The sequence below is a fragment of the Serratia sp. 121840015-1 genome (assembly GCF_053627655.1).
This window is the reverse complement of the sequence record NZ_JBSEYF010000001.1, coordinates 2220123-2240445: the sequence shown is the minus strand read 5'-3', so window position 1 is coordinate 2240445 and position 20323 is coordinate 2220123. Positions and strand designations below refer to the sequence as shown.

The 20323-nt window shown below is 58.6% G+C and carries 15 protein-coding genes; 4 read left to right on the top strand and 11 right to left on the bottom strand.

Translation table 11 applies throughout. From position 1 onward, the window contains the following. Positions 1–24: 24 nt before the first annotated feature. The 5 genes from ACUXAC_RS10955 to ACUXAC_RS10935 form a co-directional block, all read right to left on the bottom strand. Entirely contained in the window at positions 25–1215 is a 1191-nt protein-coding gene (locus ACUXAC_RS10955; protein WP_060421780.1) for an amino acid aminotransferase, read from the bottom strand. Between the two features lie 245 nt (positions 1216–1460). After that, positions 1461–2585 (bottom strand): porin OmpC, encoded by a 1125-nt coding sequence (gene ompC, locus ACUXAC_RS10950; RefSeq protein WP_060421783.1) that lies wholly within the window; start codon positions 2583–2585, stop codon positions 1461–1463. A 301-nt stretch (positions 2586–2886) separates the two neighbouring features. Beyond that, complete coding sequence (asnS, locus tag ACUXAC_RS10945) at positions 2887–4287, bottom strand: asparagine--tRNA ligase (RefSeq protein WP_038874233.1); 1401 nt, start codon at positions 4285–4287, stop codon at positions 2887–2889. Between the two features lie 213 nt (positions 4288–4500). Next, positions 4501–5706 carry a nicotinate phosphoribosyltransferase gene (gene pncB, locus ACUXAC_RS10940; protein WP_060440274.1) on the bottom strand — a complete coding sequence of 402 codons (1206 nt, stop codon included), beginning with the start codon at positions 5704–5706 and terminating at the stop codon, positions 4501–4503. 255 nt (positions 5707–5961) lie between these two features. Continuing rightward, entirely contained in the window at positions 5962–7662 is a 1701-nt protein-coding gene (locus tag ACUXAC_RS10935) for a GGDEF domain-containing protein (RefSeq protein ID WP_454266654.1), read from the bottom strand. Positions 7663–7997: 335 nt separating this feature from the next. Between ACUXAC_RS10935 and pepN the strand changes: the two genes are divergently transcribed. After that, entirely contained in the window at positions 7998–10616 is a 2619-nt protein-coding gene (gene pepN, locus ACUXAC_RS10930) for an aminopeptidase N (protein WP_087762280.1), read from the top strand. Positions 10617–10672: 56 nt separating this feature from the next. On the opposite strand, the gene ssuB is transcribed toward pepN, so the two are convergent. The 5 genes from ssuB to ssuE are packed head-to-tail and all read right to left on the bottom strand — an operon-like array spanning position 10673 to position 14986. Then, entirely contained in the window at positions 10673–11446 is a 774-nt protein-coding gene (ssuB, locus tag ACUXAC_RS10925; protein WP_060440271.1) for an aliphatic sulfonates ABC transporter ATP-binding protein, read from the bottom strand. Beyond that, complete coding sequence (gene ssuC / locus ACUXAC_RS10920; protein ID WP_060440270.1) at positions 11443–12237, bottom strand: aliphatic sulfonate ABC transporter permease SsuC; 795 nt, start codon at positions 12235–12237, stop codon at positions 11443–11445. Before ssuC ends, ssuB begins: the two co-directional genes overlap by 4 nt. 11 nt (positions 12238–12248) lie before the next feature. Then, the gene (gene ssuD, locus ACUXAC_RS10915) at positions 12249–13397 is read right to left on the bottom strand and encodes an FMNH2-dependent alkanesulfonate monooxygenase (protein WP_060440269.1); all 1149 of its coding nucleotides are present in this window, start codon (positions 13395–13397) and stop codon (positions 12249–12251) included. Positions 13398–13417: 20 nt separating this feature from the next. Next, a complete protein-coding gene (locus ACUXAC_RS10910) occupies positions 13418–14383 on the bottom strand; it encodes a sulfonate ABC transporter substrate-binding protein (RefSeq protein ID WP_060421805.1) in 966 nt (321 codons plus the stop codon). Between the two features lie 24 nt (positions 14384–14407). After that, positions 14408–14986 carry an NADPH-dependent FMN reductase gene (gene ssuE, locus ACUXAC_RS10905; RefSeq protein ID WP_060440267.1) on the bottom strand — a complete coding sequence of 193 codons (579 nt, stop codon included), beginning with the start codon at positions 14984–14986 and terminating at the stop codon, positions 14408–14410. Between the two features lie 258 nt (positions 14987–15244). Between ssuE and pyrD the strand changes: the two genes are divergently transcribed. Together pyrD and ACUXAC_RS10895 are read left to right on the top strand one after the other, a co-directional pair. After that, positions 15245–16255 carry a quinone-dependent dihydroorotate dehydrogenase gene (pyrD, locus tag ACUXAC_RS10900; protein WP_019454516.1) on the top strand — a complete coding sequence of 337 codons (1011 nt, stop codon included), beginning with the start codon at positions 15245–15247 and terminating at the stop codon, positions 16253–16255. Between the two features lie 176 nt (positions 16256–16431). After that, positions 16432–16980, top strand: coding sequence for a cell division protein ZapC (locus ACUXAC_RS10895; RefSeq protein ID WP_004928171.1), 549 nt, complete (start codon positions 16432–16434; stop codon positions 16978–16980). Between the two features lie 6 nt (positions 16981–16986). Here the strand turns inward: ACUXAC_RS10895 and ACUXAC_RS10890 are convergent, their stop codons facing one another. Continuing rightward, positions 16987–18090, bottom strand: coding sequence for a YcbX family protein (locus ACUXAC_RS10890; protein ID WP_141969720.1), 1104 nt, complete (start codon positions 18088–18090; stop codon positions 16987–16989). Positions 18091–18193: 103 nt separating this feature from the next. Here ACUXAC_RS10890 and rlmKL point away from each other — a divergent pair, with 103 nt between their 5' ends. Beyond that, entirely contained in the window at positions 18194–20320 is a 2127-nt protein-coding gene (rlmKL, locus tag ACUXAC_RS10885; RefSeq protein ID WP_087762369.1) for a bifunctional 23S rRNA (guanine(2069)-N(7))-methyltransferase RlmK/23S rRNA (guanine(2445)-N(2))-methyltransferase RlmL, read from the top strand. Positions 20321–20323: the final 3 nt, after the last annotated feature.

The following is a 20323-nucleotide window of genomic DNA, read 5'->3' as shown; positions in this document are numbered from 1 at the left end:
TTTTTATGACCTGCGTCGATGCTTTTAGAGCACGGCGACGATGGCTTCACACAGCGGCGCCATGTTGTCCGGCGTCATGCCAGCCACGTTCACCCGGCCTGAGTTCACGGCGTAGACGCCGAACTCTTCGCGCAGACGCAGCACCTGTTCTTTGGTCAGGCCGCTGAACGAGAACATGCCGTTCTGCTGGATGATGAAGCTGAAGTCCTGCTGCGCGCCTTTCTCCTGCAGAGTATTCACGAACAGCTGACGCATGCGGTGAATACGCTGGCGCATATCGGTCAGTTCCTGCTCCCACATCGCGCGCAGAGCGTCGTTGCCCAGAATGGTAGCGACCACGGCGGCGCCGTGTGACGGCGGGTTGGAGTAGTTGGCGCGAATCGCCGCTTTCACCTGGCTAAAGGCGCGGTCGGCGGTTTCGGCATCGGCAGCCACAATGGTGCAAGCGCCGACGCGCTCATTGTACAGACCGAAGTTTTTCGAGTAGGAACTGGCGACGATCAGCTCTTTATGTTTGGCGGCGAAAATACGCAGGCCCTGCGCATCCTCTTCCAGTCCATTGGCGAAGCCCTGATAAGCGAAGTCGAACAGTGGCAGCCAGCCGTTGGCGACGGAAAGTTCGGCCAGCTGCGCCCACTGCTCCGCCGTTGGATCGATACCGGTCGGGTTATGGCAGCAGCCGTGGAACAGCACCACATCGCCGGCCTGCGCCTGTTTCAGGCTGTTCAGCAGGCCGTCGAAATCCAACGCGTGGTTGGCGGCGTCGTAGTAGGCGTATTCCAGCACTTCCAGGCCCACGGCGCTAAAGACGTTCTTGTGGTTCGGCCAGCTTGGGTTGCTGATCCAGATGCGTTTGGCGCTGGTCTGGTTAGCGATAAAGTCTGCCGCCACGCGCAGGCCGCCGGTGCCGCCTGGCGTCTGTGCGGTGCGCGCGCGACGATCGGCGATGATCGGGCTCTCTTTGCCGAACAACAGCGCTTGCGTGCAGCTGGCGAACGCCGGGATGCCTTCAATACCGAGATAGTTTTTGGTGGTCTCATTTTCCAGCAGATACTGCTCAGCTTTTTTTACGCTGGTCAGCACCGGGGTTTTACCGGTTTCGTCTTTATAAACGCCAATCCCTAAATTGATTTTATTCGGGCGGGCGTCGGCGCGGAAAATGTCGGTCAGGCCCAGGATCGGGTCGGCGGGTGCGGCGGTGATTTTTTCAAACATGTCAGGTGCTTCCAAATCTCGGAGTTAAGCAGACAGAAGCATCAGGGTAACGCCAGTTACCGGCTTTGCCAACCGTTTGCGACAAAAACACCGCGATCTTGCGAAGGGGGAGTATTAGGCAGAAAAAATGATGGGGAAGGAGAAATTGGCAGGATAAAAAGTTACCGGCTGACACAAACAAAAACAGGGCCGAGGCCCTGTTTTTTTAACTTAGCCGACGGTAAACCGCCGTTAAGCGAGACAACTTAGAACTGGTACACCAGACCAACAGCTACGATATCGTCAGTAGCGGTGCCGGTTGCTTTGGTGAACGCGTTGTCATCCAGCAGGTTGATTTTGTAATCAACGTAGGTGGACATGTTTTTGTTGAAGTAGTAAGTGGTACCAACAGAAACATATTTAACCAGATCCTGGTCAGAACCCGCGCCTGGGACGTTCAGGTTTTTACCTTTAGACTGCAGGTAAGACACTTCTGGACGCAGACCGAAGTCGAACTGGTACTGAGCAGTCACTTCGAAGTTCTGAGTTTTGCTGGCGAAGCCGCCGCATTTTTCAGAAGCAGCACAGGTGTTAGTGAAGTCACCGCCGCCGAATGGAGTCATGTTACGGGTTTCCGCATACATGGCCGCCAGGTAAACGTTGTTGGCGTCGTATTTCGCGCCCACGGTCCATGCGTCAGCCTTGTCGCCACGCTCGTTGGAACGCAGTTTCTGATCGTCGGTACGGTTGGAAGAAGCGTATGCAGCGCCGAAGCTTACGCCTTCGCCGATGTCATAAGTAGAGGAGATACCCCAGCCGTCGCCGTTCTGTTTCTTAACGTCACGACCGTCGTTCTGGTTCTTGCCCTGGTATTGCAGAGCGAAGTTCAGGCCGTCAACCAGACCGAAGAAGTTGTTGTTACGATAGGTCGCAACGCCGTTGGTACGGCCAGTCATGAAGTTGTCGGTGTAGGTGTAGGTATCGCCACCGAACTCTGGCAGCATATCGGTCCAGCCTTCCACGTCGTACAGTACGCCGTAGTTACGGCCGTAGTCGAAGGAGCCGTAGTCAGCGAATTTCAGACCGGCAAAGCCCAGACGGGTTTTGGTGCCTTCGGTGCCCTGAGACTCGGAGTGGTTGGACTGAACGTTGTATTCCCACTGGCCGTAACCGGTCAGTTGGTCAGTAATCTGAGTTTCACCTTTGAAGCCAAAACGAACATAGGTCTGATCGCCGTCATTACCTTTGTCTTTGGAGAAGTAGTGCAGACCGTCAACTTTGCCGTACAGATCCAGCTTGTTGCCGTCTTTGTTGTAGATTTCAGCTGCGTTTGCTGCACCAGCAGCCAACAGAGCCGGGATAACCACTGCAAGAATGTTGCGCTTCATCATTATTACCCTCATTGGTGTTATTCGGACACCTTTGCCACTGCCGCCAATAATTCTTTGGGAACTATTGTTGATAGATTGGTGTCGTCCTGTGTCTGAACGCAGTGTTCCATTCACAGGCGGGTTAATCTAGGACGAAAATGATACCAATGTCCCAATCAGGTTGCAAAAAGAAAGTATTTGTAACTGAATGTAATTTTTAGGGAACTTTGTGACGTGCGTCAATATTAAAAAATGCGAAAGGCCAGCAATGCTGGCCTTTGTTTTGTAACGAAATCGTTTAAAAAACGTTTGATCGTATAAATTAGAAGCTTGCGTTACGTGGCGTGCGCGGGAATGGAATCACATCGCGCACGTTTTGCACGCCGGTGACATAGGCGATTAAACGTTCAAAACCCAGGCCGAAACCGGAATGCGGCACGGTGCCGTAGCGGCGCAGATCGCGATACCACCAGTAGTCTTCTTTATTCAGCCCCATCTCTTCCAGACGCTGATCGAGCACGTCGAGGCGTTCTTCACGCTGCGAGCCGCCGATGATTTCGCCGATGCCCGGTGCCAGAACGTCCATGGCCGCGACGGTTTTGCCGTCTTCGTTCATGCGCATATAGAACGCTTTGATGTCTTTCGGGTAGTTTTTCACCACCACCGGCGCCTGGAAGTGTTTCTCAGCCAGGTAACGTTCATGCTCGGAAGAGAGATCGATGCCCCAGGAGACCGGGTTTTCGAAGGTTTGGCCCGAGGCCAGCAGGATCTCGATGGCGTCGGTGTAGTCCACCTGCGCGAAATCGGAAGAAACGAAACGCTCCAGACGAGAGATTGCGTCTTTATCCACGCGCTCGGCGAAGAATTTCAGGTCATCGGCACGTTCATCCAGCACCGCCTGGAACACATACTTCAACATGCTTTCGGCCAGGCCGGCAACGTCGTCCAGCGTCGCGAAGGCCACTTCCGGCTCGATCATCCAGAATTCCGCCAAGTGGCGGCTGGTGTTGGAGTTTTCGGCGCGGAAGGTTGGGCCGAAGGTGTAAACCTTGGACAGCGCACAGGCGTAGGTTTCGCCGTTCAGCTGGCCGGAAACGGTAAGGAAGGCTTCTTTACCGAAGAAGTCTTCGCTAAAGTCGACGGTGCCCTTGTCGGTGCGCGGCAGGTTTTCCAGATCCAGCGTGGACACGCGGAACATCTCGCCGGCGCCTTCGGTATCGGAAGCGGTGATCAGCGGGGTGGACACCCAGAAATAGCCGTTTTCATGGAAGAAGCGGTGGATCGCCTGCGCCAGGGTATGACGCACGCGCGCCACGGCGCCGATCAGGTTGGTGCGCGGGCGCAGGTGAGCCACTTCGCGCAGGTATTCGATGCTGTGGCGCTTGGCCGCCATCGGGTAAGTGTCCGGATCGTCGACCCAGCCGACCACTTTGATCGCGGTGGCCTGCAGTTCGAAGCTCTGGCCTTCGCCCGGTGAGGCGACGACCTTACCGGTCACTTCAACCGAGCAACCGGTGGTCAGGTGCAGTACTTCATCCTGATAATTCGGCAGAGAATTATTAACGACGGCCTGTAACGGATCAAAGCAGGAACCGTCATAGACGGCCAGGAAGGAGATACCAGCTTTTGAATCTCTCCGGGTACGTACCCAGCCGCGTACGGTGACTTCACTGTCAACCGCAGCACGACCTTGCAGTACGTCGACTACAGGCACTACGCTCATAGATTTCTCTCTTTAATAATTTGGTTTAGAAATAGCTTACAACCCAAGAATATGGGGGTAATGGCTATGTTACTTGCCGCGGTGCAGAGCACAAGCAGAAATCATCGGATTGGCGCAACATTTATCGCGGCTGGCCGAAAAGAGGGCGTTCGGGATAAAAACAAAAAAGCCGGCGCGTGAACCGGGCCGGCTTTCTCTCTATATAAAGAAGGATCAGCTGGCTTTCTTCACCAGCGGCAGATCGAAGGCTTTGCGCAGGGCCCTGACGAACGCCTGATCCTGACAAATGGTTTTGCCGGGGCTGTCGGAGAGCTTGGCCACCGGTTTGCCTTTGCACTCGACCAGTTTGATCACGATATTCAGCGGCTTGACGCCGGGAATATCGCAGGTCAGGCGCGTGCCGATGCCGAATCCGAGGTTGATGCGTTGATAGAAGTGGCGGTAGAGCGCCAGCGCTTTGTCCAGATCCAGGTTGTCCGAGAACACCAGCGTTTTGCTCATCGGGTCGATGCCCAGTTTCTCGTAGTGGGCAATGGCCTTTTCACCCCACTCGACGGGATCGCCCGAATCGTGGCGCAGCCCCTGATAACGCTCGGCGAACTGCGGGCCGAAGTCGCGCAGGAAGGCATCCATGGTGATGCAGTCGGTGAGCGCGATGCCAAGCTGGTCCGGGTATTCATCCAGCCAGGCTTGCAATGCGGCGCGCTGGCTGTTGGCCAGCACCGGGCTTATCTGCTGGTGCGCCTGGAACCATTCATGCGCCTGCGTGCCGACCGGCGCCAGGCCGAGCTGGTGAGCCAGATCGTAATTGCTGGTGCCCGACAGGTACGGGAATTCGGCCTGCAAGGTGCTGACTATGGCCTGCTGAACGCCCTGAGAGAAACGGCGACGGGTGCCGAAGTCCATCAGCTTGAAGCGCGAAAGGTCCAGATCGCCCGCCAGCGTCTTGAACTGTGCCAGCTTGGTCTGCAGATGTGCCACCGCCTGTTCCGGCGTCACCTGCGCAGAGCGGCGGCGATGTACTACTTCGCTGATCACCGCCAGCAGCGGCACTTCCCACATGATCACTTCGCGCCACGGCCCGGCGATGCGGATGTGCAGCTTGCCGTCGCGGTTCTCGACGATCACCTGCTGCGGATCGTAGCGGAACGTCCGCAGCCAGTTCAGATAATCCTGACGGAAGAAGGGCAGGCCCGAGAGATAAGCGAATTCGGCGTCGGTCAGCGCCAGCCGGCTCATCAGCGCCACCTGCGCGCGGATCTCGTCGGCATATTCGCCCAGCAGTTCGTCGCCGCGGCAGCGGAATTCCGCCGCCACGCTGATCGCGGGATAGCGATGGAACACTGCTTGCTGCATATGAAGCTTATAAGCATCGGTATCAAGCAGTGATGTCAAAATCGGGGAAGCGTATTGAGTCATAGCGCGTTACAGCATCCTCGTCAGGCGCGTGTCCAAATCCGGATAATCATAAAAGTGGGGGTGGAGTATACCCGGATTATCCTGTTATTGAAGCTGCATCACACCATAAATCACCAAAGCGGGTCGAGGATTAAACGTGCCTTTATGGCGGCCTGGCGGCGGCGGGGAAGAAAAAAAGCCAGATATGCCTGTAAGGTGAATGACTTAGCCTAATTAGTCATAAAAATTATAATGTTAATTATTTTAAACAGCGAATCAGATAAACCCGATCTGAGTGTGTACGCTGACCCGATCCTTGCCGTTCTTTTTGCAAAAATAGAGCGCTTCGTCCGCCTGTTTGATCGCCGCCTGCAGCGCGGTGAACGCGTTGACCGGCGCAATGCCGCAGCTGGTGGTGAAACGCACTTGCCGTCCGTCGGTCAGATTTAGCGTCAGGCGATGAGTACGAGTGCGCAATTGCTCCATGATGTCCCGTGCGTTGTCCAACGAACAGTTGCCCAGCAGCACCGCGAACTCTTCGCCGCCGTAGCGGCAGAAAATGTCGCTGGCGCGGAACGCGCGTTGCAGCAGGTGGCCGAATGCCACCAGCGCCTGGTCACCTACGTCGTGGCCATAGCTGTCGTTGAGCTGTTTGAAATTGTCGATATCGATCAGGCAAAAGGCCTGTGGATAGCTGCTGTCACCCAGCAGCTGGCATTCAAGGAAGAATTTACGGCGGTTATAAATATTGGTGAGCGGATCGAGGAAGGAAGAGGCCTCGAGCTCTTTAATCAACAGTTGCTTCTCACTTTCCAGCGAGACCTTGTCCAGCTGGTATTGCCTGAGCTGCTGAATGGCGTCGCTGATGGCGATCAGTTCCCGGCTGTAGAAGGCGTCGTTGCGATCGATATCCATCTCGCCGCGCGACAACCGAACGATATTGTTGTGAGTCTTGGTCAGCCAACGGTTGATGTTGGTGCAGAACACCAGCGCCGGCAAAATGAACAGCAACACCACCAGGCCGGCGAGCGCGATCATGCCGTAAATGGTGGTCTGGCTATCGTAAATTTTGTGACGCGAAGCGACGGTTTCCAGCTCGAAGCTGCGTTGATACAGCGCCTGCGAAAGCCCGCTCAGCTCGTCGACATAGCGCGAAATAAGCGCTGCGGGATAGGGTTTTTGAGTATTGATGGCGGTGTATAACCCATCGGTGATCTGCTTGAGACGTTCGGCCGACACCAGGGTGAGCAACTGATTGACGAGCTCGGTGGTTTGCACGTCGTCGTAGTTGATCTTCATGAAGATCAATCGGGTGCTCAGCGCGTTCAGCACGCCGGTCAACTGAATGGACTTCAGGTAGGCGTCTTTGCGATCGAGCGGGTTGACGTTGACGTCGATAATCTGATCGCTTAACTCCGTCAGTGACATATTCAGCCGGTTGTTGAGGCGAATGGCCTCGAGAAACATAAAGGAATCGGTATCCACCATCCGGGTATCGTAGGTGTAGCGGTAATAGCTCTTGCTGGTTTGCGAGATGTAATAGGCGCTGTTGATGTTGAACAGATTGGCATTGGCGTTGTTGACCTGCGAAAGCTGCAGGTTGTCGTTATCCAACAGCTGTTCCATCAGGCCGATCATCGACAGCGCGGCGATTTTTTGCCGCACCCCGAGCTGCCTGGCGACCGGATCGTTCAGATGCTCGCGGATCCGGGTAATTTTCTCACGCGCCACCCGATCGGCGGCCAAACATTGCGCGCGGGTGATTTGCGGATCGATCAGGCTCAATCGTTTGAGGCGGTGAGCCTGCAGCGAAGCCTGGAAGGCCTCGGAGATTTCTTTGGCGCGATCGATCTTATACAGGTTGAGTTGGTTATCTCGGTAGTCGGTATGGGCTTCGAGCAGCTCCTCGACGATGAACAGCGAGAAGGAGGTCATCAGGCACAGGGTAAAAAAATAGATTGCGTATTTGATTTTCATAGTGCGAGTCATCCCTGGGCCTGATTCGGCAATTATACCACTATGCCGCCTGTGCCGCCTCAACTATGCCGGCGCGCCCGGACGGCGGTTTTTTAGCATTAAATGCTGATTTCTATTTAGCCATTGGTCACCCGCGCTGTCGTCTGGCGGGCGATTTATGATTTGCCTCTGATTTCTCTCTCGTGGTCGCCCGGCGGCTCTGGGCTTTTCGGCCAGCTGTGATACAGTTTATTCACAATCAGGTCCGCCGTGCGCCGCAGGGGAACACACCAGCTGCGGCGCGGAGGAGAAGAGCGGCCTGCACCTATAACTCACTGAGACGTTTAAGGGTTTTTATGACACAACAGCCACAGGCAAAATATCGCCACGATTATCGCGCGCCTGATTACACCACGACCGATATCGATTTGGACTTCAGTCTGGACGCGGAAACCACGCGCGTGACCGCCGTCAGTAAAATCAAACGTCAGGGCACGGCCGGCGCCCCGCTGGTGCTGGATGGCGAAGATCTGACGCTGGTGAGCATTCAGGTCGACGGTCAACCGTGGAGCGCCTATCGTCAGCAGGATAACCAACTGATCATCGAAGAGTTGCCGGCACAATTCACTCTTACCATCGTCAACGACATTCACCCGGCGAAAAACACCGCGCTGGAAGGGCTGTACCTGTCCGGCGATGCGCTGTGCACGCAATGCGAAGCCGAAGGCTTCCACCACATTACCTATTATCAGGACCGCCCGGATGTGCTGGCACGCTTTACTACCCGCATCGTGGCCGACAAGGCGCGCTATCCGTTCCTGCTGTCGAACGGCAACCGCATCGGCCAGGGCGAATTGGCCGATGGCCGCCACTGGGTGCAATGGCAGGATCCGTTCCCGAAACCTTGCTACCTGTTCGCGCTGGTAGCGGGGGACTTCGACGTGCTGCGCGACAGCTTCACCACCCGCTCCGGCCGTAAGGTCGCGCTGGAGCTGTTCGTCGATCGCGGCAACCTGGATCGCGCCGACTGGGCGATGACGTCGCTGAAGAACTCGATGAAGTGGGACGAGACCCGCTTCGGCCTGGAATACGATCTCGACATTTATATGATTGTGGCGGTCGATTTCTTCAATATGGGCGCGATGGAGAACAAAGGGTTAAATATCTTTAACTCCAAATATGTGCTGGCGAAGGCAGAAACCGCCACCGACAAGGACTACCTGAACATCGAAGCGGTGATCGGCCACGAATACTTCCACAACTGGACCGGTAACCGCGTGACCTGCCGCGACTGGTTCCAGCTCAGCCTGAAAGAGGGGCTGACGGTGTTCCGCGATCAGGAGTTCAGTTCCGATCTGGGATCGCGTTCGGTCAACCGCATCGATAACGTGCGCGTGATGCGCGGCGCGCAGTTCGCCGAAGACGCCAGCCCGATGGCGCACGCCATCCGCCCGGACAAAGTGATCGAGATGAACAACTTCTACACCCTGACGGTGTATGAAAAGGGTTCCGAAGTGATCCGCATGATGCACACCTTGCTGGGGGAAGCGAACTTCCAGAAAGGGATGCAGCTCTATTTCGAACGCCACGACGGCAGCGCCGCCACCTGCGACGATTTCGTGCAGGCGATGGAGGATGCGTCCAACGTCGATCTCTCGCGCTTCCGCCGTTGGTATAGCCAGTCCGGCACGCCGCTGTTGACGGTACGCGACGAATACGACGCGGAAACCCAGCAGTATCGCCTGCATGTCAGCCAGAAAACCGCGCCAACCGCCGATCAGCCGGAGAAGTTGCCGCTGCATATCCCGCTGGATATCGAACTGTACGACAGCGAAGGCAACGTCATTCCACTGCAAAAGGGCGGTCTGCCGGTCAACAACGTGCTGAACGTCACCGAAGCGGAGCAGACCTTCGTGTTCGACGGCGTGGCGCACAAGCCGGTGCCGTCGCTGCTGCGCGAATTCTCTGCGCCGGTGAAGCTGGACTATCCGTACAGCGACCAGCAGCTGACCTTCCTGATGCAGCACGCGCGCAATGAATTTGCGCGCTGGGATGCGGCGCAGAGCCTGCTGGCGACCTATATCAAGCTGAACGTGGCGCGGCACCAGCAGAAGCAGCCGTTGTCGCTGCCGCTGCACGTGGCCGATGCGTTCCGCGCGGTGCTGCTGGACGAAAAACTGGATCCGGCGCTGGCGGCGCAGATCCTGACGCTGCCGTCTGAGAACGAAATCGCCGAGCTGTTCGCCACCATCGATCCGGAAGCGATCGCTGCGGTGCACGAAGCGATAGTACGCTGCCTGGCGCGTGAGTTGGCCGATGAGTGGCTGGCGGTGTATCACGCCAACAAGACCGACGGCTACCGCGTCGAGCACGCCGAGATCGCCAAGCGCGCCTTGCGCAATGTTTGCCTGGGCTACCTGGCGTTCGGCGAAGATGTGGCGCTTGCGGATCAGCTGGTGAGCGAACAGTATCGCCAGGCGGATAACATGACCGATTCGTTGGCGGCGCTGTCCGCCGCGGTCGCGGCCCAGCTGCCGTGCCGCGATGCGCTGCTGGCGGCGTTCGACGAGCGCTGGCATCAGGATGGCCTGGTGATGGACAAATGGTTCGTGCTGCAGGGCAGCAGCCCGGCGGCAGACGTGCTGAGCAAGGTGCGTGCGCTGTTGCAACACCGCTCGTTCAGCCTGAGCAACCCGAACCGCACCCGCTCGTTGATCGGCGGCTTCGCTTCCGGTAACCCGGCGGCGTTCCATGCGGCGGACGGCAGCGGCTATCAGTTCCTGGCGGAGATCCTCAGCGATCTCAACCAGCGTAACCCGCAGATCGCCGCGCGCCTGATTGAACCGCTGATTCGCCTGAAGCGTTACGACGCGGGCCGCCAGGCGCTGATGCGCAAGGCGCTGGAACAGTTGAAAGGGTTGGAAAACCTGTCCGGCGATCTGTACGAGAAGATCAGCAAGGCGCTCGACGCCTGATTTTTTCACGCTGAATAGATCAAGGGACGGCTTTTGCCGTCCCTTTTTTTATCCGTTCAATTCGCCGCCTGGCGCGGGCTGGCCCCGGTAACCGGCGGCGATAATACCCGTTCCAGCACTTCGGCTTCCAGTTCCGCCAGCCGGGCCGAGCCTTTGCGGCGCGGCCGCGGCAGATCGAGGGAGAGATCCAGCCCGATACGCCCCTCTTCAATCAGGATCACCCGATCCGCCAGCGCGATGGCTTCGCTGACGTCGTGCGTGACCAACAGCACGGTAAAACCGTGCTGTTGCCACAGCGTTTCTATCAGCCCCTGCATCTCGATGCGCGTCAGGGCATCCAGCGCCCCGAGCGGTTCGTCCAACAGCAGCAGGCGAGGGCGGTGGATCAGCGCGCGCGCCAGGGCGACCCGTTGCTTTTGCCCGCCGGACAGCGCTGCCGGCCAGTCGCGGGCGCGATCCGCCAAGCCGACCGCGTCCAGCGCCTGCAGCGCCGCATCGCGCCACTGGCCGCGCAGCCCCAGCCCCACGTTGTCGATCACTGTTTTCCACGGCAGCAGGCGCGCATCCTGAAACATCAGCCGGGTATCCTCTTTAACGGCGGCAAGCGGCGCGTTGCCGCTGAGCAGCACGCCGCTGCTGGCCTGTTCCAGGCCGGCCAGCAGGCGCAGCAGGGTGCTTTTGCCGCAGCCGCTGCGGCCGACCACCGCCACGAACTGCCCGGCGGAGATGTGCAGCTGAATATTGTCCAGCACTGTGCGGTTGCCGTAACCTTTGCCGATGGACTCCAGCGTCACCGGCGTGCCTTGCGCAAGGCGAGCGGGAAGGGTCATAGTGCTTCTCCCTGTTTCAGTTGATAGGCCGGATGCCAGCGCAACCAGACGCGCTCCAGCAGCTGCGCGCCCACGTCCGCCAGCTTGCCGAGCAGGGCGTACAGCACGATGGCCACCACTACCACATCGGTTTGCAGAAATTCACGCGCGTTCATCGCCAGATAGCCGATGCCCGAATTGGCCGAGATGGTTTCGGCGACGATCAGCGTCAGCCACATGAAGCCGAGAGCGAAACGCACGCCAACCATAATCGACGGCAGCGCGCCCGGCAGCACCACCTGTGTAAACAGGCGGAAACCGCTCAGGCCGTAGCTGCGGGCCATCTCCAACAGGCCGCGATCGATGTTTTTGATGCCGTGGTAGGTATTGAGATAAATCGGGAACAGCGTACCGAGCGCCACCAGAAAGATCTTGGCGGATTCATCGATGCCGAACCACAGGATCACCAACGGGATCAGCGCCAGGTGCGGCACGTTGCGGATCATTTGCACCGAGCTGTCCAGCAGGCGTTCGCCCCAGCGCGACAGCCCGGTAATAAAGCCGAGGGTAAGCCCGATGCTGCCGCCGATGGCAAAGCCGATCAACGCGCGCTGGCTGCTGATGCTCAGATGCTGCCACAGTTCGCCGCTTTGGCTCAGGCTCCAGAAGGCGGCCAGCACTGCGCTCGGCGCCGGTAAAATGCGGTTGGACAGCCAGCCGGTTTCGACGGCGATCTGCCAGAGGATCACCAGCGCCAGCGGCAGCGCCCAGGGGGCCAGCCGATACAGGATGCGTTGCGCGTTCTTTGCCATCGGGGCGCTCCTCAGCTCTGCGACACTTTTTGCGGAACATAGATGTTGGCCACCACTTCGCCCTGCGGGCGCACCGGCTGAAGGCGCGCGGGCGTTTCCTCCTGCGCCAGATCGAGGTGCGGGAACAGCAGTTCGCCGACGCGGTAGGCCTCTTCCAGATGTGGATAGCCGGAGAGAATAAAGGTGTCGATGCCCAGATCGGCATATTCCTGCATGCGCGCCGCGACCGTCGGGCCGTCGCCCACCAGCGCGGTGCCGGCGCCGCCGCGCACCAGGCCGATGCCGGCCCACAGGTTCGGGCTGATCTCCAGGTTATCCTTTTTGCCGCCGTGTAGCGCCGCCATGCGCCGTTGGCCGACGGAGTCGAAACGCGCAAAGGCCTGCTGCGCGTTAGCGATGGTTTCCTCATCGAGGTGCGCGATCAGCCGGTCGGCGGCGCGCCAGGCCTCTTCGGTGGTTTCACGCACGATGACATGCAGGCGGATACCGAAGCGTACCTGGCGGCCTTTCGCCGCTGCTTTGGCGCGCACCTCTTCGATCTTCTCTTTAACCTGCGCCGGCGGCTCTCCCCAGGTGAGATACAGTTCTACCTGTTCGGCGGCCAGATCCTGCGCGGCGGCGGAGGATCCGCCGAAATAGAGCGGCGGGCGCGGCTGCTGCACCGGCGGGAAGAGCAGTTTGGCGCCTTTCACCTGAATATGCTTGCCGTCGAAATCGACGGTTTCGCCTTCCAGCACCCGGCGCCAGATATGGGTGAACTCGGTTGAGGCTTCGTAGCGCTCTTCATGGCTCAGGTGCAGCCCCTCGGCCGCCAGCTCTTCCGGATCGCCGCCGGTGACCAGATTGAACAGCGCACGCCCATTGGACAGGCGATCCAGCGTCGCCGCCTGGCGCGCCGCCAGCGTAGGGGAGATGATGCCCGGCCGCAGCGCGACCAAAAACTTCAGCCGCTGGGTGACCGGGATCAGCGAGGCGGCCACCAGCCAGGAGTCTTCGCACGAGCGGCCGGTGGGGATCAGTACCCCACCGAATCCCAGCCGATCCGCCGCCTGGGCGATCTGCTGCAAATAACCGTGATCGACGCTGCGCGCGCCCTGTGCGCTGCCAAGATAGTGGCCGTCGCCGTGGGTGGGTAAAAACCAGAAAACGTTCAGGCTCATCGTTAATCTTCTCCCATGAGTTATTGTGCGCTTGGGCGCCAGATGCGTTGCGAGATGTCAACCTTCACCGGCACCAGCCGGTTGGCGTAAAACAGGTCGGCGGTTTGCTGCTGCGCGGCGATCGTCCGCGCATCGAGCGGTGTGATGGCGGTCGGCGGGCGGTGATCCAGATAGCTGGCGATCACCGGTTCCGGCAGCCCCATGGCGTTAGCCAGCAGGGTCACGCTTTGCGCCCGGTCGCTGCGGGTGAGCGCATCGGCCTGGGTCAGCACCGTCAAGACCTGGCTGATAAAGGCGCCGTTGGCTTCGACATAGGGGCGCGCCGCCAGATAGAAGGAACCGGTCTGGTTCAGATCGGTGCCGTCGCCGAGCACTCGCACGCCGCCCTGTAGCAGCGCGGCGGAATAATAAGGATCCCAGATGGCCCAGGCGTCGACGTTGCCCTGTTGGAAGGCGGCGCGCGCATCGGCGGGCGTCAGATAGGCGGGCTGGATATCGGTGAACTGCAGGCCGGCCTTTTGCAGCGATCGCAGCAGCAGATTGTGCGAACTGGATCCTTTCTGGAAGGCGACCTTATGGCCTTTCAGATCGGCGACGTTTTTTATCGGGCTGTTTTCCGGCACCAGGATCACTTCCGCCTTGGGTTTGGGCGGCTCAACGCCGACATACAGCAGGTCAGCGCCGGCCGCCTGCGCGAAGATCGGCGGAATATCTCCGGTGCTGCCCAGATCTATGCTGCCGACGTTCAAGGCCTCCAGCATCTGCGGGCCGGCGGGAAACTCGATCCAGCTGATGCGGGTGGCGGGGAAACGTTCCTCCAGCAGCCGGTGGCTCTTCGCCAGCACCAGGCTGACCGATCCTTTTTGGTAGCCGATGCGGAACTGCGCCGGATCCTGCGCAGCGGCGGCATTGGCCCAGACCAGCGACAGCAGGCCAGTGAGGGTAGCGGCGCTCAGCCAGCGCCGTAAAGCGATGCGTTTTTTCATTCAGGCTCTCCTTTTCCAGGCCTTTCAGGCGGTCTGACGTGCCGCCAGCGGCGAGGCGACGCGCAGCGCGGGCGGTTTGCGGCGGCCAAGCGCCAGATAAAAACTGGCCAACGCCTCTTCCAGCCGGGTAGCGACGGCGTCGGTGAGCGTGGCGCCTTCACCGGTCAGTTGGACCTGGCTGTCGTCGGCGAATACGCCGTGCAGCACTTCCTGCGCTTTCAACGCTGCCAGCACCGGTTTGAGCGCATAGTCCACCGCCAGCATGTGGCCGATCGAACCGCCGGTTGCCAGCGGCAGCACTACCTTATGATCCAGAGCGCGTTCCGGCAGCAGATCCAGCAAGGTCTTCAGCGCGCCGGAAAACGACGCTTTATAAACCGGCGTGGAAATCAGCAGGCCGTCGGCCTGCGCCAGCTGGTCGGCAAACGCCTTGATCGCCGGGCTGTTGAAGTTGGCATACAGCAGGTCTTCGGCATCGAAGTCGTGCAGGGTATAAGCCGTCACTTCCACCCCTTGCTGCCGCAGCCAGTTCTGGCTCAGCGCGAGCAGTGCGGCGGAACGTGATGGGATGCGTGGGCTGCCGGCCAGTGATATAACGCGCATTGCCACTCCTTATAACTAAAAGTTAGGTTTAATTAGAAAATCAACAGGAAGTGTTTTAAACCTACCAGCAATCGGGCGCGTTTTTTAAATCTCATTTTTTGATTTCGATATGCGCAAAAGCGGATTGGCGCCGATTTGGCGGCGAAGCGGGAAAACGGTTGCGTAAAAACGGCTTTTTTTGCCTTTAATCAATTCCAATTGGGCGGGGGATACCGGATAATACGCCCCCGGTTTGCAACCGGGAAATCAGGAGAGTCCATGTACTACCCCCTCATCAGGAAAGCGTTGTTCCAGCTCGATCCGGAACGTGCGCACGAAGTGACCTTTCGTCAGCTCAGCCGTATTACCGGCACCCCATTAGCGTTTCTTGTTCGCCAGTCCGTGCCGACCAAACCGGTCAGCTGCATGGGGCTGTCGTTTAAAAACCCGCTGGGATTGGCCGCCGGTCTGGATAAAAACGGCGAGTGCATCGATGCGTTCGGCGCGATGGGCTTCGGCCATGTGGAAGTCGGCACCGTGACGCCGCGCCCGCAACCGGGCAACGACAAGCCGCGCTTGTTCCGCGTGGTCGAGGCGGAAGGCCTGATCAACCGCATGGGGTTCAATAACCATGGCGTGGACAATCTGGTTGAAAACGTTAAGAAATCCCATTTCGGCGGCATTCTTGGGATCAATATCGGCAAGAATAAAGACACCCCGGTCGAACAGGGCAAAGACGATTATTTGATCTGCATGGATAAAGTTTATCCGTATGCCGGTTATATCGCGATTAACATCTCTTCACCGAATACGCCGGGGTTACGATCCTTACAGTATGGCGAAGCGCTGGACGATCTTTTGGCGGCGATTAAAAATAAGCAGCAGGAATTACATGCGCGCCATCACAAATATGTGCCGGTGGCGGTAAAGATCGCGCCGGATCTTTCAGAAGAAGAATTGATCCAAATTGCCGATAGCCTGGTGCGGCATAATATCGATGGCGTGATCGCCACCAATACCACGTTGGATCGAAAATTAATCCAGGGGCTGAATTACTGCGAACAAGCGGGCGGGTTAAGTGGGCGTCCGTTGCAATCACGCAGCACCGAAGTGATCCGTCGTCTCTCCACCGAACTGCAAGGGCGCCTGCCGATTATCGGCGTGGGCGGCATCGATTCGCTGACGGCGGCGCGCGAAAAAATGGAGGCCGGCGCGAGCCTGCTGCAAATTTATTCCGGATTTATCTATCATGGCCCACGTTTGATTAAAGATATCGTTACCCATATCTAATATTTTTCCTCTCATTTTATTCCGGGGGTTTATTTCTGCCCCCGGCTCGTCTATATTTTGTTCGTTAGCATAAATATCGTTCGCGGAATTATCCGATGTTTAAGCTATTTTATCGGTGATAAAATCGCCTTTTAGGGTGAGTGCGGCGTTGGCATAGGCAGCGAGAAGGATACGAAATGAAGATAAAACCTGACGATAATTGGCGTTGGTATTTTGATGCCGAACACGATCGGCTAATGCTGGATTTAGCTAATGGTATGATCTTTCGTTCACGTTTCCCGGCCAAAATGTTAACGCCGGACGCCTTCGATGAATGCGCTTTTTGCGTGGACGACGCTGCCCTTTATTTCACCTATGAAGAACAGTGCAAACAGGTCAAACTCAGCCATGAGCAGCGCGCCGAGCTGGTGTTGAATGCGCTGGTCGCCTACCGTTTCCTGAAACCGCTGATGCCGAAGAGCTGGCATTTTTCGCAGCAGCATTATCCGTTGCAGCCGAAAAACGGCGAGCTGGCGGCGGTGAAAGTGATGGAAAGCGGCGCGGAAGCGCGCCTGCTGGTGGTAGAGGCCGGGGATAACGCCAGCCTGTGCCTGCTGGCGCAAAATCAGCTGACGGTCGCTGGCCGCACCATGGTATTGGGCGATGCCATCAAGGTGATGCACGATCGGTTGAAACCCTGCGCGCAGGATGAAAGCGCCGCCCCGGCTTACGACAGGGCGGTATAAGGCGGATTACGCCAGGGTCAAATCACTTTTCGGGATGCAGCTGCAGCACAGGATGGTGCCGTTGTCGCCCAGCGCGCTTTTCTTCAGGGGCGCGACGTCACCGCTCAGCAACGTAATGCGGCAGCTGCCGCAAATCCCGGCGCGGCAGGAGTAAGGGACGCGAATGCCTTGCTGTTCCAGCTGTTCGAGCAGGATCTGCTGGTTGTTGCCGGTAAACACCTTTCCTTCGTATTCGATAGTGACGCTGTGCTCGCTGTCTTGCGGCGCTTGCACGCTCTCCACCACTTTCCCGGCGCCATAAGGGCGCGGCGGCTTGGTCGACAGCACTTCCACCGTATCGCCCACGCGAATGATGCCGCTGTTACGCGCGATCATATTCTGGCCAAAATCGATGTCGCCGTTGTCGGCGGAACGGAATTTTTGCAGCGTGCTCAGCGGTTCGCCGCTCGGGTGCTTGCGGCCGCGCTCGGTGCTGACGGTGGTGAGCACGCAGCGGCTGCAGGGTTTCACCAGATCGAACATGACGTCGCCGACGCGGATCACCTGCCAGCCGTCCTCGGCCCAGGCGGTTGCGCCGCTCACCACCAGATTGGGGCGGAACTGCTCCAGCTTGATGCTGCCGGGGCAACGCTGCTGCAGATCGTTGAACGAAGCCTGGTTAATCAGCAAATAAGGATAGCCGTCGGCAAACGTCAGCGGGATTTCGGGGTGCTTCTTCACCCGGCGGGTCAACTCCGGCCCCAGCCAGCGCAGCTGTACGTCACGCTGGAAATAGCCGCTCAGCCAGCGGTTGATCTCATCCGGCGCGATCAGCGCGGTGAAATGGTTGCCCCATACCTCGGTCGGCTGCGGCGCGGCGGCGAAGTCGCTGAAGCGAATGGCGGCGCTTTCGCCGTCCGGTGCGGTCAGGAATAGCCCGTCTGGCAGCAGCGCCGGCGTGAACAGCACCATCTGCGGGTATTGGCGCGCGGTAATAAAGGTGCCATCCGGCTCGGTGATCATAAAGTTGCGGTCGAAGGCCAGACCGCTGCTACCGACCTGGGCGTAAGAAAGCTGCAGACCGCGCAGTGATTTAACCGGATGGACGTAGAGTCTGGAAAGCGTGATCACCCTTATCTCCGTGCGATTATTAAATAGAAGGGAGCAACTTTATGACAAGCGGTGCGGATTAGCTATAATGCGCAACAATTTTCTTTTTGGTGATAAGTACGATATGAACTCTCTGTTTGCCAGCACGGCGCGTGGATTGGAAGAACTGTTAAAAAGCGAGCTGGAAGCGCTTGGCGCTCACGACTGCAAAGTGGTGCAGGGTGGGGTACATTTTCAGGGTGACGATCGTCTTCTGTACCAAAGCCTGCTGTGGAGCCGCCTGGCTTCGCGCATTCTGTTGCCGCTGAACGAATTCCGCGTGCACAGCGATCTGGATCTGTACCTTGGGGTGCAGGCGATCGACTGGCCGAGTATTTTTGGCGTGGATAAAACCTTTGCCGTACATTTCAGCGGCGTGAACGAAGAGATCCGCAACAGCCAATATGGCGCACTGAAGGTGAAAGACGCCATCGTCGACAGCTTCACCCGTAAACTTGACCAACGCCCAACGGTTGCCAAGCAGCAGCCGGATATTCGCGTTAACGTCTTCCTGCAGCGCGATATGGCCAGCGTGGCGCTCGATCTGAGCGGCGAAGGCCTGCACCAGCGCGGCTACCGCGATCTCACCGGCCAGGCGCCGCTGAAGGAAAACCTGGCGGCCGCCATCGTGCTGCGTTCCGGCTGGCAGCCGGGCACGCCGATGCTCGATCCGATGTGCGGCTCCGGCACGCTCTTGATCGAAGCGGCAATGATCGCTGCCGATCGCGCGCCGGGCCTGCACCGCCAACACTGGGGCTTCAGCGCCTGGAACGGCCACAACGCCGAACTGTGGCGTGAAGTCACCACCGAAGCGCAGGTGCGCGCACGCCGCGGCCTGCAGGAAACCGCCTCTCGCTTCTTCGGCTCCGATATCGATCGTCGGGTGATTGAAATGGCGCGCGGCAACGCCCGCCGCGCCGGCGTCGCCGAGCTGATCACCTTCAACGTCGGCGACGTGGCGCGCTTGACCAATCCGCTGCCGGAAGGCCCGCACGGCACCGTGATCAGCAACCCGCCGTACGGTGAGCGTCTGGAAAGCGAACCGGCGCTGATCGCGCTGCACAACATGCTGGGCCGCGTGATGAAAAGCGCCTTCGGCGGCTGGCAGCTTTCGCTGTTCAGCGCCTCGCCGGAGCTGTTGAGCTGCCTGCAGCTGCGCGCCGAGCGCCAGTTCAAGGCGAAAAACGGCCCGCTGGAGTGCGTGCAGAAAAACTATCAGCTGGCGGCGAACCCGGCCGGCGCCACTACCGGCGGCGTGCAGGTGGCGGAAGATTTCGCCAACCGTCTGCGCAAGAACTTGAAGAAGCTCGACAAGTGGGCGAAACAGCAGGGCATTGAATGCTACCGCCTGTACGATGCCGATCTGCCAGAATACAACGTCGCGGTGGACCGCTACGGCAGCAAGGTGGTGGTGCAGGAATATGCGCCGCCGAAAACCGTCGATGCGCAAAAAGCGCGTCAGCGCCTGTTCGATGTGATCAACGCGACGCTGGCGGTGCTGGAATTGCCGTCGAATCAGCTGATCCTGAAAACCCGCGAGCGGCAGAAGGGTAAGAACCAGTACGAGAAACTGGCGCAGAAAGGCGAATTCCTGCTGGTGGAAGAGTATAACGCCAAGCTGTGGGTCAACCTGACCGACTATCTCGATACCGGCCTGTTCCTCGATCACCGCATCGCGCGCCGCATGCTGGGCGAGATGAGCAACGGCAAGGACTTCCTCAACCTGTTCGCCTATACTGGCACCGCCAGCGTGCACGCCGGGCTGGGCGGCGCGCGCAGCACCACCACGGTGGACATGTCGCGTACCTATCTGGAATGGGCGGAGAAGAACCTGCGCGCCAACGGCCTGACCGGCCGTCAGCATCGGTTGATCCAGGCCGACTGCCTGTCGTGGCTGAGCAACGCCAACGAACAGTTCGACGTGATCTTCATCGATCCGCCGACGTTCTCCAACTCCAAGCGGATGGAGAACACTTTTGACGTGCAGCGCGATCATCTGGCGCTGATGAAAGATTTGAAACGGTTGCTGCGCCGTAACGGAACCATCATGTTCTCGAACAACAAGCGCGGTTTCCAAATGGATATGGCAGGGCTGAGCGCGCTGGGCCTGGAGGCGAAAGAGATCACCGCCAAGACGCTGTCGCAGGACTTTGCCCGTAACCGTCAGATCCACAACTGCTGGCTGGTGACTCACGCCGGCGAAGGAAAATAATTA

Bases quoted from the DNA above. Each gene is read 5' to 3' on its own strand.
- ACUXAC_RS10895 (WP_004928171.1), top strand. From the start codon at position 16,432: ATGAAGATAAAACCTGACGATAATTGGCGTTGGTATTTTGATGCCGAA.
- pyrD (WP_019454516.1), top strand. From the start codon at position 15,245: ATGTACTACCCCCTCATCAGGAAAGCGTTGTTCCAGCTCGATCCGGAA.
- ACUXAC_RS10935 (WP_454266654.1), bottom strand. From the start codon at position 7,662: ATGAAAATCAAATACGCAATCTATTTTTTTACCCTGTGCCTGATGACC.
- ACUXAC_RS10910 (WP_060421805.1), bottom strand. From the start codon at position 14,383: ATGAAAAAACGCATCGCTTTACGGCGCTGGCTGAGCGCCGCTACCCTC.
- pepN (WP_087762280.1), top strand. From the start codon at position 7,998: ATGACACAACAGCCACAGGCAAAATATCGCCACGATTATCGCGCGCCT.
- pncB (WP_060440274.1), bottom strand. From the start codon at position 5,706: ATGACTCAATACGCTTCCCCGATTTTGACATCACTGCTTGATACCGAT.
- ssuB (WP_060440271.1), bottom strand. From the start codon at position 11,446: ATGACCCTTCCCGCTCGCCTTGCGCAAGGCACGCCGGTGACGCTGGAG.
- ssuC (WP_060440270.1), bottom strand. From the start codon at position 12,237: ATGGCAAAGAACGCGCAACGCATCCTGTATCGGCTGGCCCCCTGGGCG.
- ACUXAC_RS10955 (WP_060421780.1), bottom strand. From the start codon at position 1,215: ATGTTTGAAAAAATCACCGCCGCACCCGCCGACCCGATCCTGGGCCTG.
- ssuD (WP_060440269.1), bottom strand. From the start codon at position 13,397: ATGAGCCTGAACGTTTTCTGGTTTTTACCCACCCACGGCGACGGCCAC.
- ssuE (WP_060440267.1), bottom strand. From the start codon at position 14,986: ATGCGCGTTATATCACTGGCCGGCAGCCCACGCATCCCATCACGTTCC.
- ompC (WP_060421783.1), bottom strand. From the start codon at position 2,585: ATGATGAAGCGCAACATTCTTGCAGTGGTTATCCCGGCTCTGTTGGCT.
- asnS (WP_038874233.1), bottom strand. From the start codon at position 4,287: ATGAGCGTAGTGCCTGTAGTCGACGTACTGCAAGGTCGTGCTGCGGTT.
- rlmKL (WP_087762369.1), top strand. From the start codon at position 18,194: ATGAACTCTCTGTTTGCCAGCACGGCGCGTGGATTGGAAGAACTGTTA.